This window comes from Flavobacterium hibisci (assembly GCF_020026925.1).
Classification (GTDB): domain Bacteria; phylum Bacteroidota; class Bacteroidia; order Flavobacteriales; family Flavobacteriaceae; genus Flavobacterium; species Flavobacterium hibisci.
In genome coordinates this window covers 131,123-148,052 of the sequence record NZ_JAIQDW010000009.1, presented here as the reverse complement: position 1 = coordinate 148,052, position 16,930 = coordinate 131,123, and the positions used below count along the sequence as shown (strand labels likewise).

General features: G+C 34.3%; 14 protein-coding genes. 2 read left to right on the top strand and 12 right to left on the bottom strand.

Annotation, left to right across the window (positions count from 1 at the left end):
* Positions 1-224: 224 nt before the first annotated feature.
* The 8 genes from K8B81_RS11330 to K8B81_RS11295 all read right to left on the bottom strand — a co-directional run bounded on the left by K8B81_RS11330 (position 225) and on the right by K8B81_RS11295 (position 11,047).
* Positions 225-2,945, bottom strand: coding sequence for a DNA gyrase/topoisomerase IV subunit A (locus tag K8B81_RS11330; RefSeq protein ID WP_223681593.1), 2,721 nt, complete (start codon positions 2,943-2,945; stop codon positions 225-227).
* Positions 2,942-3,562, bottom strand: a complete 621-nt coding sequence (locus K8B81_RS11325; protein ID WP_223681591.1) for a hypothetical protein — start codon at positions 3,560-3,562, stop codon at positions 2,942-2,944. Before K8B81_RS11325 ends, K8B81_RS11330 begins: the two co-directional genes overlap by 4 nt.
* Positions 3,563-3,572: 10 nt before the next feature.
* Complete coding sequence (locus K8B81_RS11320; RefSeq protein ID WP_223681589.1) at positions 3,573-4,643, bottom strand: PDDEXK nuclease domain-containing protein; 1,071 nt, start codon at positions 4,641-4,643, stop codon at positions 3,573-3,575.
* Between the two features lie 11 nt (positions 4,644-4,654).
* The gene (locus K8B81_RS11315) at positions 4,655-6,529 is read right to left on the bottom strand and encodes a DNA topoisomerase IV subunit B (protein ID WP_223681587.1); all 1,875 of its coding nucleotides are present in this window, start codon (positions 6,527-6,529) and stop codon (positions 4,655-4,657) included.
* A gap of 162 nt (positions 6,530-6,691) precedes the next feature.
* On the bottom strand, positions 6,692-7,867 hold the full coding sequence (pncB, locus tag K8B81_RS11310; RefSeq protein ID WP_223681585.1) for a nicotinate phosphoribosyltransferase: 1,176 nt from the start codon (positions 7,865-7,867) through the stop codon (positions 6,692-6,694).
* Positions 7,868-7,950: 83 nt separating this feature from the next.
* On the bottom strand, positions 7,951-8,931 hold the full coding sequence (locus K8B81_RS11305; protein WP_223681583.1) for a transglutaminase domain-containing protein: 981 nt from the start codon (positions 8,929-8,931) through the stop codon (positions 7,951-7,953).
* Entirely contained in the window at positions 8,931-9,458 is a 528-nt protein-coding gene (locus K8B81_RS11300) for an NADPH-dependent FMN reductase (protein WP_223681582.1), read from the bottom strand. The genes K8B81_RS11305 and K8B81_RS11300 overlap by 1 nt, the downstream gene beginning before the upstream one ends.
* A 131-nt stretch (positions 9,459-9,589) precedes the next feature.
* Entirely contained in the window at positions 9,590-11,047 is a 1,458-nt protein-coding gene (locus tag K8B81_RS11295) for a TonB-dependent receptor (protein ID WP_223681580.1), read from the bottom strand.
* A 91-nt stretch (positions 11,048-11,138) separates the two neighbouring features.
* On the opposite strand from K8B81_RS11295, the gene K8B81_RS11290 reads away from it, so the two are divergent.
* Complete coding sequence (locus tag K8B81_RS11290; protein WP_223681578.1) at positions 11,139-11,903, top strand: MBL fold metallo-hydrolase; 765 nt, start codon at positions 11,139-11,141, stop codon at positions 11,901-11,903.
* A 13-nt stretch (positions 11,904-11,916) separates the two neighbouring features.
* Positions 11,917-12,420: a hypothetical protein gene (locus tag K8B81_RS11285; RefSeq protein ID WP_223681576.1), complete on the top strand. Its 504-nt coding sequence runs from the start codon at positions 11,917-11,919 to the stop codon at positions 12,418-12,420.
* Positions 12,421-12,503: 83 nt separating this feature from the next.
* Here K8B81_RS11285 and K8B81_RS11280 read toward each other — a convergent pair whose 3' ends face one another.
* The 4 genes from K8B81_RS11280 to K8B81_RS11265 all read right to left on the bottom strand — a co-directional run bounded on the left by K8B81_RS11280 (position 12,504) and on the right by K8B81_RS11265 (position 16,894).
* Positions 12,504-13,148 (bottom strand): alpha/beta hydrolase, encoded by a 645-nt coding sequence (locus K8B81_RS11280; RefSeq protein WP_223681574.1) that lies wholly within the window; start codon positions 13,146-13,148, stop codon positions 12,504-12,506.
* Positions 13,149-13,249: 101 nt separating this feature from the next.
* Positions 13,250-13,576 carry a hypothetical protein gene (locus tag K8B81_RS11275; protein ID WP_223681573.1) on the bottom strand — a complete coding sequence of 109 codons (327 nt, stop codon included), beginning with the start codon at positions 13,574-13,576 and terminating at the stop codon, positions 13,250-13,252.
* 4 nt (positions 13,577-13,580) lie between these two features.
* Positions 13,581-14,834 (bottom strand): dihydroorotase, encoded by a 1,254-nt coding sequence (locus K8B81_RS11270; RefSeq protein WP_223681572.1) that lies wholly within the window; start codon positions 14,832-14,834, stop codon positions 13,581-13,583.
* 131 nt (positions 14,835-14,965) lie between these two features.
* Positions 14,966-16,894, bottom strand: coding sequence for a vWA domain-containing protein (locus K8B81_RS11265; RefSeq protein ID WP_223681571.1), 1,929 nt, complete (start codon positions 16,892-16,894; stop codon positions 14,966-14,968).
* Positions 16,895-16,930: the final 36 nt, after the last annotated feature.

The window sequence follows — 16,930 nt, the reverse complement described above, 5'->3', positions numbered from 1 at the left end:
TTAAGAGCCTGTTTAAATTTTAAATATTTAGATTTTTATGAGATTATTTTTCGATAGATGAGGCAAATTTTGAAATAATAATAGACTTATTTTTGAGTAAATTTAACGAAATATAGCGGAAAATAAGCCGTAAAAAGCAATTAGATAAAATTTAAACAGGCTCTAAGTAAAAAAAAATGCCCTTTTTTCGAAAAGGGCATTTTTTGTATATTTCTATTTTGAAATTATTCTAAAACCAGACCAATCTGGCCATCATCATCTAATTCAGTTTCTACAGGATCGTCTTCTGAAATTTCAGGTCTTTCTGGAACTTCTTCAACAGGTTCTTCGTAAGGAAGCGGTTCTAATAAATTGACTTGTCTTAACTTTTCTGTTGTTAATTGATTTCCTAAAGCTTTAAAACCTTTTACGGCTATAAAGTCTGCTACATCAATATGAAGATCTTCTTTCTGAACACCTTTTACTTTTGCAAAAACCAATTGTGCCACCGGACGATAATCTGTTGATACAATTTCCAACTGAGAATTCGGATGATCGGTAATGAAGCTTTCTTCTTTGCCTTCATTTTCCACAAGGAAACGCTTTAAGAAGTAGCGCTCTTTTTCACCATCGTAATAAATCGCAGAAATTGGTTTCTTAGGTTTCCACTTTTCCAGCACAATCATATCTTCTTCAAAGTGAGTAGATAACTCCGGAATAATTACTTTTAATTTACCGGATTGACTGATAACCAAAATCTTGTCGGTTGGTTTGAATTCGCCCAGTAATTCTCCTCTTCCGTCAACGTTTAGACGTTTAACGGTATCATCAAACCAGACTTTTCTAGGCAATAAAGTGGAAATTCCTTTTTCTTTTAATTCGATTTTCTTGATTGGATATTTGGTAACCAGATTTCCTTTCGAACTACGTCCTTTGATAGCTAATTTCGCAAAATCAATATCAAATTTCAGTTTTTTGATTGTTCCAATCTGGCGCAATAAAATCGTCACAACTTCAGCTTCACCGTTCGGATTGTGCGAGAAATAAACAACCTGAGAACCTTTGGTGCCATTCGTTAAATCATACGCTTTGTCTCTGGTGACTCCGCTAACATTGAAACGTTTAATATAAGACGGACCCGATTTTCCATCACGATAAATCATGTTGTAAATGGTGCGTTTATCGCTTTTATCAAATACTGCAACATGTATAATGTCTTTACCCACAAACGTTTTGCTATCAACTTTTGTAATCATCATTGTGCCATCACGCAAAAACACAATGACATCATCAATATCAGAACAGTCTCCAACGTATTCGTCTTTTTTTAAGCTGGTTCCTACGAAACCTTCTTCGCGGTTTACGTATAATTTGGTGTTTCTTAGAACTACTTTTGTGGCTTCAACATTATCAAAAACACGAAGTTCAGTCTGGCGTTCGCGCCCTTTTCCGTATTTCTCTTTTAACTTAGTGAAATAAGAAATGGCAAAATCGGTAAGATGTTCCAGATTGTATTCGACCTCTTTCATTTCTTCTTCTAACCTCGAAATCAATTCATCGGCTTTATCAGAGTCAAAACGGGTAATACGAATCATCGGAATCTGAGTCAGTCTTTGCAAATCATCATCATTGATTTCTCTTACGAATGATTTTTTGAAAGGCTCAAAACGGTCATACAAATATTTGTAAAGGGATTCCCTGTCGCCGTATAATTTGAAATCAATGTACATTTCTTCGCGAATGAAGATTTTCTCCAGAGTAGAAAAATGCCATTTGTTTTTTAATTCTTCTAATTGGATTTCAAGCTCTTGCTTAAGTAACTCAACTGTTCTTTCCGTAGAAATTTTCAACATTTGAGAAACACCGATAAACAAGGGTTTATTATCTTCAATAACACAACCTAAAGGTGCTACAGAGGTTTCGCAGGCTGTAAATGCAAATAAAGCATCAATAGTTTTATCCGGTGAAACCCCTGGGAAAAGATGAATTAAAATCTCAACATCTGCTGCAGTGTTGTCTTCAATTTTTTTGATTTTGATTTTACCTTTTTCATTGGCTTTCAAAATACTATCAATCAAACTCGAAGTATTGGTAGAAAACGGAATCTGTGTAATCACCAGTGTATTTTTGTCTAATTGGGAAATCTTAGCACGCACCCGCACACGCCCGCCACGCATTCCGTCATTGTAATTCGAAACGTCGGCAATACCCTGCGTCATAAAATCAGGATAGAGCGTAAACGGTTTTCCTTTTAAGATTTTAATCGAAGCGTCAATTAATTCGTTAAAGTTATGAGGTAAAACTTTTGTTGATAAACCAACCGCAATACCTTCTGCTCCCTGCGCCAAAAGCAATGGGAATTTTACAGGAAGATTAATTGGCTCGGCTTTTCTACCATCGTATGACAATCCCCATTCAGTGATTTTTGGAGAATACAGGACCTCTAAAGCAAATTTGGATAAACGTGCTTCGATATAACGGGGTGCTGCAGCACCGTCACCTGTTAAAATATTACCCCAGTTTCCCTGACAGTCAATCAATAAATCTTTTTGGCCAATCTGTACCATTGCATCGCCAATACTAGCATCTCCGTGAGGGTGATACTGCATGGTGTGCCCAACTACATTGGCAACTTTATTATAACGGCCATCATCCAGCTCTTTCAAAGAGTGCATAATACGACGCTGAACTGGTTTAAAACCGTCTTCGATTGCAGGTACAGCGCGTTCCAGAATTACGTACGAAGCATAATCCAGGAACCAGTCTTTGTACATTCCGGTTACTTTCGTAATAACGTCTTCGCCTTCTTCTTCCTGATTTTCGTAAAAATGCTGTCCTTCAAAGTTTTTAGCATCTACATCAATAATCTCATCATCATCCCCATTTTGATTATCATCAATCTGGTTTTCATCCTGATTATTCTCGTCGTCGTTTGGAATTAAGTTGTCGTCTTCTTCGTCTTTCATTTTTTATGCTGAATTATTTCAGTATTTTTATTTAATCGCTTTGATTGCCAAATTTTTTCTGCGAATGCTTCTTCTTTCGCTATTGCTTTTGGATCATCATTTTCTACAAAAAGTGTAATTCCAAATTTTTTAAATAAGTTACTCATATCATAATAACAATAGCTTTGAAAATCTTCTAAATTATCTGAAGCTCTTGAGCTTTGACATTCTAAGCAAAACTCATTATAACCAATAATTCTGTTTTTATTATCTCTAAACAGAATCATGTGTCTAGGATTATAGCAAGCTGACTCAATTTGATCAAGTGAACAACTATCACTTATCATTAAATTCAAAAGCTCTTTTTCCTGAATTTTATTTAAAACAACTCTTTCCTGTATCATTGTACTGTCGAAAGTTAATTTATATTTATCTACTAATACTTTGTGAATTGGAAATTCTCCTTTAAATTTAGTATCCCAATAATTTCTATTATAATAAGAAATCAGTTCAATCTTAGAATAATTCTTTATTGGAAACTCTCTTTTATTAATTACTTTACTATATGTTTTATCTGTATCATTCTTTTTACAAGAAATTAAAAGTAAGGTTACGATCAAAAATATAATTTTCTTCATTTATCGCTCTCTATTTATTTTGAAGAAGTTCTCTCAGAACCTCAACACTTGGCAAAACAGTCTTGTATTTACTAGCAAAAATATGTTCATTGTTTTCAGGCAATGTATATTTTACCACAGCTTCACTTTTATTTTGACAAAGAACAATTCCAATAGTTTTGTTCTCATCTTCCAAGCGCATTTCTCTGTCATAATAGTTAACATACATCTGCATTTGACCTAAATCCTGATGTTTTAATTCTCCGATTTTTAAATCAATAAGAACAAAACATTTTAATATTCTGTTATAGAAAACTAAGTCAATTCTAAAATGTTTATCATCAAAAGTAATTCTTTGCTGTCTCCCAACAAAAGTAAAACCATGACCTAATTCTAATAAGAAATGCTCCAGTTTATTAATGATCTCTTCCTCTAATTGAGATTCTGAATATTGATGCAATTCTGGCAATCCTAAAAATTCAAGAATATAAGGATCTTTAATTATATCTTTTGGCTTTTCGATAATTTGTCCTTGTTCTGAAAGTTTTAATATTCCTTCTTTATCCCGGCTTAAAGCCAATCTTGTATAGAGTGCAGAATCGTATTGACGTTTTAATTCTCTTAGACTCCAATTGTATTTTTCAGATTCTATTTCGTAAAAACGTCTTTCCTTTTCATCATCAATTCGCATTAAAAAAGAGTAATGAGACCAAGATAATGTGAAAAAACTATAAAGTAATTTTTGATTTTCGGGATTTCCAGATTTCCGCAACACTGTCTCGGAATTTTCAATTTCCAAAATCTGCGACAGTGTTGCAGATTTTGAATAAATTAAATGAAACTTCCTAATTCTTTCTAAAACATCAACAGAAAATCCTTTACCAAACTCCTTTGTCAATCGCTGAGAAAGACTTTTTAAAAGCTGTTTCCCATATTCAGCTCTATTTTTTCCATTTTGCTCTTCTTCAACAATTATTCTTCCAATTTCAAAATAAGTAATTGTCATTGTTGAATTTACGGCACGCAAAACCTGCTGTCGGGCATTTTGCAATAGCTCAACTACTTGCTGAAATATAAAATTATTTTGAAGATCGCTTGACAATAGTATGTTTTTTAAATAGTGGCATCTTCAAGCTCATCAATCTCCACCTTCAGATTCTTGATAATAAAATCCTGTCGATCTGGAGTGTTTTTTCCCATATAGAAGGATAATAATTGCTCAATCGAAGTATTTTTATCCATCATAACCGGATCAAGTCGGATCGTATCTCCAATAAAGTTTTTAAACTCGTCTGGCGAAATCTCTCCCAAACCTTTAAATCGCGTGATTTCTGGTTTTGGTTTTAGTTTTTCGATCGCTTCTTTTCTTTCTTCTTCAGAATAACAGTAGATTGTTTCTTTCTTGTTACGAACCCTGAAAAGTGGTGTCTGCAAAATATACAAATGTCCTTCTTTGATTAATTCCGGGAAAAACTGTAAAAAGAACGTAATCAAAAGCAAACGAATGTGCATTCCGTCGACATCGGCATCGGTTGCGATTACGATGTTGTTATAGCGCAATTTTTCTAATCCGTCTTCGATATCAAGTGCCGCCTGGAGCAAGTTGAATTCTTCGTTTTCATACACGATTTTCTTGCTCATTCCGTACGAATTCAAAGGCTTACCACGCAAACTGAAAACGGCTTGTGTATTCACGTCACGCGACTTGGTAATCGATCCGGAAGCCGAATCTCCCTCGGTAATAAAAAGCGTACTTTCTAAGTTTCTTGGGTTTTTGGTATCTGGAAGATGCGCACGGCAGTCTCTTAATTTTTTATTGTGAAGATTGGCTTTTTTAGCACGGTCAGTCGCCAGTTTTCTAATTCCTGATAATTCTTTACGCTCGCGTTCTGCCTGAAGAATTTTACGCAATAAAGCTTCAGCAGTTGTTGGGTTTTTATGTAGATAATTATCTAATTTGGTTTTGATAAAATCGTTTACAAATGTACGTACAGAAACCGGTGGAGTTCCATCGTCAGAACCCATATCTGTAGAGCCTAATTTAGTTTTGGTCTGAGACTCAAAAACCGGTTCCATGACTTTAATACTAATCGCACTTACAATCGATTTACGAACATCTGATGCTTCGAAATTCTTATTGTAAAACTCACGAATGGTTTTTACAACGGCCTCACGGTAAGCCGCTAAGTGCGTTCCTCCCTGAGTTGTATTTTGACCATTAACAAAAGAGTGATATTCTTCACTATATTGTGTTTTACTGTGTGTTAATGCGACTTCGATATCATGATCTTTCAAGTGGATGATCGGATATTCTAAATCTTCTTCATTGATGGTTTCTTCTAATAAATCACGAAGGCCGTTTTCTGAATAGTATTTTTCGCCATTAAAAATAATCGTCAAACCATTGTTTAAGTAACAATAGTTTTTGACCATCTTAATTACGTATTCTAAACGGAATTTATAGTTTTTAAAGATCGATTCATCTGGCGTAAAAATTACTTTTGTCCCCTTACGTTTTGTAGTATCGATAACGTCTTCTTCCTGAACCAGATTTCCAGCAGAGAATTCTGCTGCTTTTTGTTTGTCATCACGAACCGATTCAACGCGGAAAAAATTCGATAATGCGTTTACCGCTTTTGTTCCGACACCATTCAGACCAACTGATTTTTGGAAGGCTTTAGAATCGTACTTTCCTCCGGTATTCATTTTCGAAACTACATCGACCACTTTACCCAATGGAATTCCACGTCCGTAATCACGAACAGAAACTGTTTTATCTTTAATGCTTACCTCGATAGTTTTTCCGGCACCCATAACGAATTCATCGATACAGTTGTCTAAAACCTCTTTTAAAAGAATATAAATACCATCATCCGGTGATGACCCGTCCCCTAATTTCCCGATGTACATACCCGGACGCATACGAATATGTTCCTTCCAATCGAGTGAACGAATATTATCTTCGTTGTATTGATTTTGCTCTAGCATAAATGAATTTAGGATTTTTTGCTAATGTACCATTTATCGGTAAAAAATAAAAGTGTATTCCTTATTTGTTATGAATAATAACAGTTTAAAACCTATTTAAATTGACTTGTAAATAATAACTCCAATAAAATTATGAAAAAACTGATTTTTTAGCAAAAAATACTACTTGATTCCGAGTACTTGTTTAGCTAAATCAATCATTTCAGATGTTCCCGTGTTTTTGTTTTTTTCGTCAGAGAGTTTTACAACACCTTGCCAATGTGTATTGTCCGGTTTCGTATCTGTTAATTTTATGACCATATTCATTGCAGGAAGTCCAACGTCATTTGTAAAATTGGTTCCAATTCCGAATGACATTTTTATTTTGTCTTGACAGAAATCGACAATTCTTTTTACTTTTTCGAAATTTAACGAATCGGAAAAAACAATCGCTTTCGATTTTGGGTCAATTCCCATCTTGGTATAATGTGAAATTACTTTTTGAGCAAATTCTATCGGATCGCCGCTATCATGTCGTACACCATCAAAAAGTTTGGAATATTTTTTATCGAATTGACTAAAAAAAATGTTTGTTGTATAAGTATCTGTCAAAGCGATTCCAAGGTCGCCTCCGTAAACCTGAGTCCAGTTTTCCAGGCTGATCGAATTAGCCATTTTAAAACCGTACTGTGCAGCATGAAACATAAACCATTCGTGTGCGTGGGTACCTAAAGGCCTGCGGTTGTTAATCATGGCAAAATGTACGTTGCTGGTTCCCATGAAGCTTCCGGAACCGTAAGTTCTCAGTGTTTCATTTACTAAATGATGCACATCGTAAGAATGACGGCGTCTGGTACCAAATTCTAAAACAGCAGCGCCTAGTTTATTGTAATTGTCAATTTTGTTTTTGGTCAGTTCCTTTGTAGCGTCGTCATTTAATCGTATTAAAAGATTTGATTTATAAAAGAGTTCAGAAATTAAAGCCATCAAGGGGACTTCCCATAAAATAGTACGGTACCAATAACCTTCAATGGTAACTTTGATTTCTGAGCCTTCCTGAATAATGTGCACTTCAGATGGATCGTAGCTGTAACCCTGCAGAAAATCCAGATAAGTAGGATCGAGATATGGACAGTAGTGTGATAAATAATTCTTTTCGTCTTTGGTTAATCTCAGGTCTGCCATTGCGTCAACCGATTTTCGAAGCAAATCCGAAAAACCGGGCGGGAAAATATGTTTCCCCCGATTGATAAAACCATAGCGTACCCAGGCTTTTGGAAAAAGCCTGATTACAGCGTGCTGCATCGTAAATTTATAGAAATCATTATCTAAGATCGATTTCAAAAAAGTTGTTTCCATAATTCAGGTCATTGCTATTTTTAGCAATAACTACTAAGTTACGTCAATTCAGTAAAATAAGAAAGAAATCGGGTTAGCGATAATTATTTTTGAATCACTTTAAAAGAAGCAATACTATTTGTATCCAGATAAAATGTAATATAATTTCCAATCGTATTATCAAAAGTAACCTGAAATTCTAAACCACCTCTTTTCTCTTTTGAGTTTGTTATCCTGACAGGCTGGTTTTTTTTATTGAGGTAATAAAACGTATCTGATTTTGAAATGTTTTTAATCAAAAAAGTTATTTTATCCCCATTATTGACTTCGATTATTCCAGATTCCGGAGCTATGATTTTATTATCACCAGCAATAGTTTTGTTGTAAATTAAAGGGCCATTCAAAAACTCATCCTTATCTAATTTTTTATTAAGAAAGGAACACGAATCAGGAAAATGTTTTGCAAAAAAATAATCAGGTTCAGTGTCAAAATAAGCAGGATCAAAATCTTTTACCATTCTGCCCTTATTGCTGTCATAATAACCTTGTCCCCAGGTAACGTCAACTAATCGCCATTTTGCATTAATTAAAACAATGTTCCATGCATGATTTGAAGAAGTGCTTTTTCGACCAATATCAGCAAGTTTTGTTTTGGAGTCACCTCGGATAATTTCTGATTTAATTCCCACCAATGCGGTCAAATGCTGAAATAAAAGTGTAAAACCTTCGCAGACTGCTTTTTTTGATTTGAAAGCCTTTTGAAGTATTTGGTTATTAAACTCTTGTATTTTTTTTTGCTTTTCTGCTTCATTCCGATAAGAAAAACGCATTGATCCAGGAGGATTTAAAAAAGCATCATAATCATATTTTATGTTAAATGCTATCCAGCTGTAAATGGCTCTTGCCTTGTCATAATCTGAGTTGAAATCCTTGTCGATTTTTTGAGCTAATTCTTCGGTGCTGTCAAAACTTTTAGGGTATTTCAGGACAATCCCGTCAACAGCATTCAGTTTTTGAGAATAGGAGAGATGAATTGTAATGACATTTAAAAAAATAAATACAAAAACGAATGGTTTAAATTTCATCAATTAAAACTGTTTTTTACAATAGTTTTTAGTTCATTATCAAATTCGGGATTTGAAATTTCATTTTTTTCCAAATCAAAATTAGCATTGAAGGAAGGTAATGAAAAGAGGGCTTTTATCTGAGCGCCATATCTTGGAAATGCAGTTTTTGCAATTTCTAAAACAGAAGCACCGCCTCTCGCCCCAGGTGAAGTTGCCATTAATAGCATTGGTTTTTGCTGGAACACATCTTTTATAATCCTGGAACTCCAGTCAAATACATTTTTAAAAGCGGCTGAATAATTTCCGTTATTTTCAGCCAAAGAAACCACTAGTATATCAGCACTTTCTATTTTTTTTAGAAATGATTTTGCGGTTTCGTGCTGTCCTATTTCTTTTTCTAAATCAACACTGAATAAAGGCATTTCAAAATCATTTAGATCTAAAACTTCTATTTCTGCATTTTCAAACTGATTTGCGGCATAAGCAGCGAGATGTTTATTGATGGACTGTTGGCTGTTGCTTCCTGCAAAGGCTATAATTTTCATGGTTTGTTTTTTAATTAAAAATACTAAAATTAAGTTACAATTAAAAACGCAGTAAACTGAAATAAATTTTACAAAAAAAAGTCCAAAATGAATGATTCTTTTGGACTTTTATGATTTTGAATAGAGTAAATTTAATTCTGTTCTAATTGTTTTTCGGGATGATAGCCAAAAAGATGGTGTTCTTTTATGATTTCAGCAACTCCGGATGGAAGCATTGGTTCCCAACCAGGTTTTCCTTGTCCAATCATTTTTAAAACTTCACGAGAGAATACATTTAGAATACTAGGATTATAGTCAACAATATCAACTACTTTTCCGTTGAATTTAAAGAATTTGTACAATTCTTTCATTCTTGGATGTACTTTTAGGTTTTCAGAAGTTATAATTTCGCCATCTTCACCCAGCATTGGATATAAAAACACTTTCATATCGCGATAGAATAATTTTCCAAACGCCTCAAGTATTCCTCCGCTTAAATGGCGGTAGTATTTCTCATCAAAAATATCAACTAAATTATTTACACCCATTGCAAGTCCCATGCGGGCTTTGGTGTAGTTAGAGAAGTATTCTACCACTTTATAATATTCCTGGAAATTAGAAATCATAACGGTTTGTCCTAATGAGCAAAGCAATTCGGCCCTGTCCATAAAATCGCGTTCATCGATTTCTCCGTCTGAACGTAAATTTGAAAGCGTAATTTCAAAAACGACTAAAGTATTTTCTTTTTCAACCTTATTTTCTTCCAGAAACATTTTTAAAGATTTCCTGTACATGTCCACATTTACATTGGTAACTGGGCGGAAACTTCCTCTGAAAGCAAGAAGGTTTTTCTTGTATAAAATCGCTGCCGGTAAAATATTCTTTCCTTCCGGATTAAACATTACGGCATCAGTCATACCATTTTTAACTAACTGCAAGCTCATCAGACGATTATCAACATCTGCAAAACGGGGCCCTGAGAAGTTAATCGTATCGATCTCTAACTGATCTTTGTCTAAGTGATCGTATAAATGTCGAAGTAATTTTTTAGGATCATTATAGGTGTAAAAAGCACCATAAATCAGGTTAACACCCAAAATTCCTAATGTTTCCTGCTGTAATCGGGCATCGGTTTCTTTAAAACGAATGTGAAGAATAATTTCGTTATACGCTTCGTCCGGTTCAATCTGGTATCGGATTCCAACCCATCCGTGGCCTTTAAACTGCTTGGCAAAATCTATAGTGGCAACAGTATTCGCGTAACTAAAAAAGAGTTTATTTGGATGTTTTTCACGGCTCAGACGTTCTTCAATTAGTTCCCCTTCAAAGGTTAACATTTTTTTGAGTCGGTTTTCGGTAACATATCGTCCATCGCTTTCTGTGCCATAAACCGCGTCACTAAAATCTTTATCATAGGCAGACATTGCTTTTGCAATTGTTCCCGAAGAACCTCCGGATCTGAAAAAATGTCTCACAGTTTCCTGTCCGGCACCAATTTCTGCAAAAGTTCCGTAAATATTCTCGTTTAAATTAATGCGTAATGCTTTGTCTTTTATAGAAGGAATCTGAGCGATGACCTTGTCACCTTTGAGTTTTATTTCTGTGCCCATTTTATTTTGAATAGATTTGTTACAAAGTTAGTAAATTAGCGTTCTAATGAAAGAGAAATAATCCCTATTTTTGTAAAAAAAACAAGTTCAATTGAAGATTTATTTTTTAGGTACCGGTACTTCTCAAGGTATTCCCATTATTGGGATTGATCACCCTGTTTGCAAGAGTTCAGATGCTAAGGATAAAAGGCTCCGTGTGTCAATTTGGATCACATGGGACGAACATTCTTATGTTGTAGATTGCGGACCTGATTTCAGGCAGCAGATGCTTTCCTGTGGCTGTCGAAAACTCGATGCCATTTTATTCACACATGAGCATGCTGATCATACAGCAGGGTTAGATGATATTCGCCCGTATAATTTCAGGCAGGGCGAAATTCCGGTTTATGCACATCAGCGGGTTATTGATAATTTAAAAAAGCGTTTTGATTATGTTTTTGAAACGGTAAATAAATATCCGGGAGCACCAAGTGTAAAAACGATTGAAGTAATCAACAATAAGCCTTTTGCTATTGGAGATAAAATGGCTGTCCCGATAAATGTTATGCATGGTGATTTGCAGGTTTTTGGATATAGAATTGATGATTTTGCATATTTAACAGATGTAAAAACCATTGACAAAACTGAAACTGAAAAATTAAAAAACCTGAAAGTCTTGGTTGTAAATGCTTTACGCGTAGAACCTCATGACACCCATTTTAATTTGCAGGAGGCGCTTGATTTTATCAATTTAGTAAAACCTGAAAAAGCCTATTTAACGCACATCAGCCATGTTTTGGGATTTCATGAAGAAGTTCAGAAACAGCTTCCTGAAAATGTTTTCCTGGCTTATGATAATTTAGAAATTACAATTTAATTATACCTACAAAATGAAGAAATCCTTAATGCTTTATCTTTTTTTATTAGCAATTCTAATGAATATTTTTACTTATATGTTTTACAGCAGAGAAGTAAAATTTGAAAAAGAACGATATGATAATACGACGAAAAAGCTTAGAGACAGTATCAATCTGGTTTCGACAAAACTGGCTGAATCCAACTATTTTTCATTAGAAAACAATGAAAATGCCCAAAATTATTTTGATAACAGCGCTTCTGGCGGAAAGGTAATTTTATATGAAAAGCTGATTCCGGCGGTAACCGAAAAATTATTGGACTTAAATGCTAATCCAAACGGAAATCCTTACACAGGACAGGATAAAATTGGACCTAATAAATTTATCATCAATAAAGTAAAAATATTAAATCACAGGTGGATTATTGCTGATTACAGTAATGGTGAATTATGGGGAGAGGTATTATTGAAATACTTTGTTGACGATAAGGAAAATATAACTTTTGAAGTAAATCAAACGTGGTTATATCAAAAATAGGATTTTTTTAATCCTGTTTTTACAATTAATAAAAAATCCGATGCAAGTTATTGTATCGGATTTTTTATATGAGGTATTTTAAACTAGTCTGCCAGCCAATTCTTAAAATCAAAGAAATTCTGAGGTGCCACACCATGACCAACAGGATATTCCTTGTAAGTAGCAGGGATATTTAAATTTTCTAAAATAGAAGGCGTTTTTCTGGCCCATTCAATAGGAATAACCTGATCTACTGTTCCGTGTGAGGCGAATATTTTCAGGTTTTTAAAATCGTTTTTCTGGTAACCTTCTTTTATGATTTCTTCGTTAAAATAACCGCTCATTGCCACAACCCGCTGAATTTTTTCAGGATAGGAGAGTGCCGTTGCATAACTTAAAATAGAACCCTGGCTAAAACCGATTAAAGTTACATTATTAGCATCAATTGGATAGTTTGATATCAACTCATCAATGAATTTAGCAATTAAATCTCTTGAAATTTTGGCTTGTTCGTTGTCTGAAAACTTATTCTGGTCGGCATCAAAATTGATTGCATACCAGGCATATGCTCCGTATTGTAAATCATAAGGAGCTCTTGCAGAAATTACATAATAATGATCCGGAAGTTCGGTAGCAAACGAAAATAAATCGGCTTCGTTACTGCCATATCCGTGCAATAAAAGCAACAACGGATTTTTATCTAAAATTACTTTTGGCTCTTGTATTTTATATTCTAAAGATAAATTCATTTTTTATAATTTTTAATTTCTGTTTTCAGTTAAATCCTGATAGAAATTATTTTAAGAATTTGAAATTGATTTTTGATATTGGTATTGCCATTGATATTTTATTATCCTATAGATTTAAACCATTTTTGATATAAACCACCAACCAGAGGCACGGGTCTTGTGTGTCCTTGTATGGCACTAAAAATTCCGTAAGTCCACAAAACAGACATACAGATCCACATGGGAAACGTAATCAGAAAACTGTCAAAAGGACTGATAATTAAAGCCAGGGAAATAAAAGTAATCGATAGTCCTAAAGCCTGACGGATATGAAAAGAAGCAAAACTGTTTTTGTTTTCCGAATTCATGCTCATGGCAATCAGGACACCAATAATCAGAATATAACTGGTAATAGCAATTGATTTTCCTTCTTCTACTGAATTATTCATTTTATTATTTTGTGATGACAAGTTGATTTTGATTTAAAATTCCGTACACAGAACCTTTGATTTCAGTTCCTAAAAAAGCAGAATTTTTCGATTTTGAAAGAATGTTTTCTCTTGTGAAAATTGACTTTCCTTCCGGAGTAAAAAATGTAAAATTCGCTTTTGCACCTTCTTCAATCGTATTATTTTCTAAGCGGAAAACATCTCTTGAAGTTAGTTTTGAAATCACTGTTTCTAAAGGCAAAACCGTCAATAAAGCTCCAAAAGCACTTTCTAAACCTATAGTTCCGTTTTTCGCGGTATCAAATTCCATTTTTTTGAATTCAATATCAATTGGGTTATGATCTGAAGTAATCATGTCGATTGTTCCGTCTAATACTGCATTTAAAAGAGCTGTTCTGTCTGCTTCGCTTCGTAATGGAGGTGTGACTTTAAAGCGGGTATCGAAACCTTCCAGTTTTTCATCTGTTAAAACTAAATGATCTACAGAAACACTGCAGGTAATGTTTAAACCTTTGGCTTTGGCCTCTCTAATTAATTGAGCTGATTTTGCTGTAGAAATGGTCGGAATGTGAAGTTTTCCTCCAGTATATTCTAGTAAAAATAAGTTTCGGGCAATTTGTAATTCTTCGGCTAAATTCGGGATTCCTTTTAGACCTAATCTTGTTGAAACAATGCCTTCATTGGCCACTCCGTTTCCTTTGATATTAGCATCCTGCGAATAGGCAATTACCAAACCATCAAAATCCTGAACATATTGCAGGGCGATTTTTAGCAGATTGGCGTTTTCCAGACTTTTATTATAATCTCCAAAAGCGATGGCTCCCGATTTTTTCATGTCAAACAATTCGGCCATGTCTTTTCCTTCACTGGCTTTCGTTAAGGCACCAATAGGAAATAATTCTGTGGCAAAACCATTTGCTTTGTTTTTTACAAAATTTACCTGCGATTGATTGTCAATTACCGGAAAAGAGTTAGGTTGTAAAGCAATAGCTGTAAATCCGCTTTTTGCAGCAACATTCAAGCCGTTTGCAATTGTTTCCCTGTCTTCGTAACCAGGCTCTCCAAAAGAAACGCTGCTGTCAAACCAGCCTTGGGAAAGGTGTAAATTGTTGAACTTAACTTCGGTTGTGTCGTCAATGTCAAGAATGGAAGTTCCTATTTTTTCTATTAAACCATCTGCAATTAAAAGATCAACAGTCTGATTGTGAAACGGACTTTTTGAATCGATAATTTTGGCGCTTCTGATGATTATTTTCATAAGTAGAGAAATTTATTTTTTACTTAAAGATTCCGTTTTGTCATTTCGACGAAGGAGAAATCGCATCCAGAATTCCATATAGTTGGTTCTCAGCGTGTGTGATTTCTCCTTCGTCGAAATGACAGTGAAATCTATTTTACAAATTTGATAATTGCCATTTCTAATGCTAAAAATAGCAATGCAAAGATAACAAACCATTTCCAAATTTGGCTGTCAGTTCGTTCTGTTTGTAGCGTATTAAAAATAGTTGAAATCGTATCGGCGGTCTTAAAATCTGAAACTACGTTTGTGTTTACCTGATTCAAATCACTTTCGCTTCGGTTGTAGTTGAAACTCAGGTTTTCGACTGCTTCTTTTTTATCAAAGACACTGTAATTTCCGGCTGTGTCAGGGAAATCATTGAATGTTAGTTTGACTTTATTGTTCAGAATCTGCTGAATCGGAATAAATGAATCTTCCGTTCCTTTCACCTCTAAAATCGCATCTTTACTCAATAATACATCCACAAAATAAGGCTGATTATTGCCAATTGTCAAAGCATTTACACCTGTTTTTTGATTGTTTTGCCCCATTTTATAAAATAAAGGAACAATCAACGGAGATTGCTGGAAGTTTGAGTTGGTGCTATTTATTGATGCTGAAAAAACAGTAATTCCGGCAACCGGATTCTGAATAATGGTCACAAACGGACTTTGATCCTCATAGGATAAAACTGCCGGATATGGACTGGAAAGATCAAAAGAAGCATTGGTTTTTGGATACTGGAAATTCGTGATTTTATTTTCAAAAACGCCTGAAAACAGCGGATGATCAAAATTAATTTTCGTAATCAGCTTGCTTGCTGTTTTTAGATTGTTGAATTGAATTTTCCCAAAATTCCCTAAAAAATCATTTAGATTTGAAACGGAACTTTTTTCAGAAGGAATAATAACGAGATTACCGCCTTTTGAAACAAAAGCTTTTAAAGTCGTCTGCAAAGCCTGTGGAATTTCGGTTAATTCATTCAGGATTATAGTGTTTTGTTTTTCTAAGCTGTTGTAATCTAAAGAGCTGATGGAGTAATTGTTGTAATTGAATTCTGCCGGAGTGTAAATTCTCGACAAGAAGCCGCTTTTTTCCGGTTCCCCGATACTGATCACATTTGTTTTTTTAGCTTTTGAAATACTGAAGAAAAGTGTATTGTCATAAGAAAGACCGTTGTCTTCGATTGTCACATAACCATGAAAGGCTTCTTTCGGAATTGTAAAATTGACCTTCTTTTTCTTCGAATCAAAGTTAATAATTGTTTTGGCAATTAGCTTTTTCTGATTGTACAATGCCATCGAAACAGGTTTAAAATCCTCACCGTATGCCGATAAATGGATTCCTATTTCGTAGAAATTTTCTAAAGTCTGATTGATAAAAACGCTGTCAATAGAAATGTTGTTTTTTTGTTCTGCTTCCTGAATTATAAAATAAGGTTTTTCTTCGAAATCAATATTTTTCACCTCTTTTCCGGCTAAACCAACAGCATCAGTGATAATAACAATATCCTTTTTATGAACGGATTTGTGTGCTTTTATTTTTGCAGTTATGGCTGAAAGTTCAAATGGCGTAGCACTGTATTTTAAATTCTGGAGCGCACTTTTAGCCGATTTAATATCTGTGTTCCATAAATTTTCAGTGTTGGTCAGTAATGAAAATTTAGCAGTTTCTGGTGTATTTTCCAAAAGTTCCTGAACAGCACGCTTTAATAATTCGCCTTTTTTTCCTTTGGCCTGCATACTGAATGAATTATCCAGGACAATGTACATTTCGTTTGAGGCATTTTTGCTGTCTTTCGCTTCAAAAAAAGGTTGGGCAAAAGCAATAATAGCACATGTCAATAGTAATAAACGTGTAGCTAATAATAACCTTTTTTTGATTTTCGAACTTTTACGGGTTTGAACCGCAAGTTCTTTTAAAAAGCGGACATTTGTGAAATAGGAGGTTTTAAAACGTCGTAATTGAAATAAATGAACCAAAATTGGCACAATCAATAAGAACAGAAAGTATAGAATTTCGGGATTTTTAAAATGCATTCAGGTTTTGATTTATTTCACTGCGTTATATTTTGC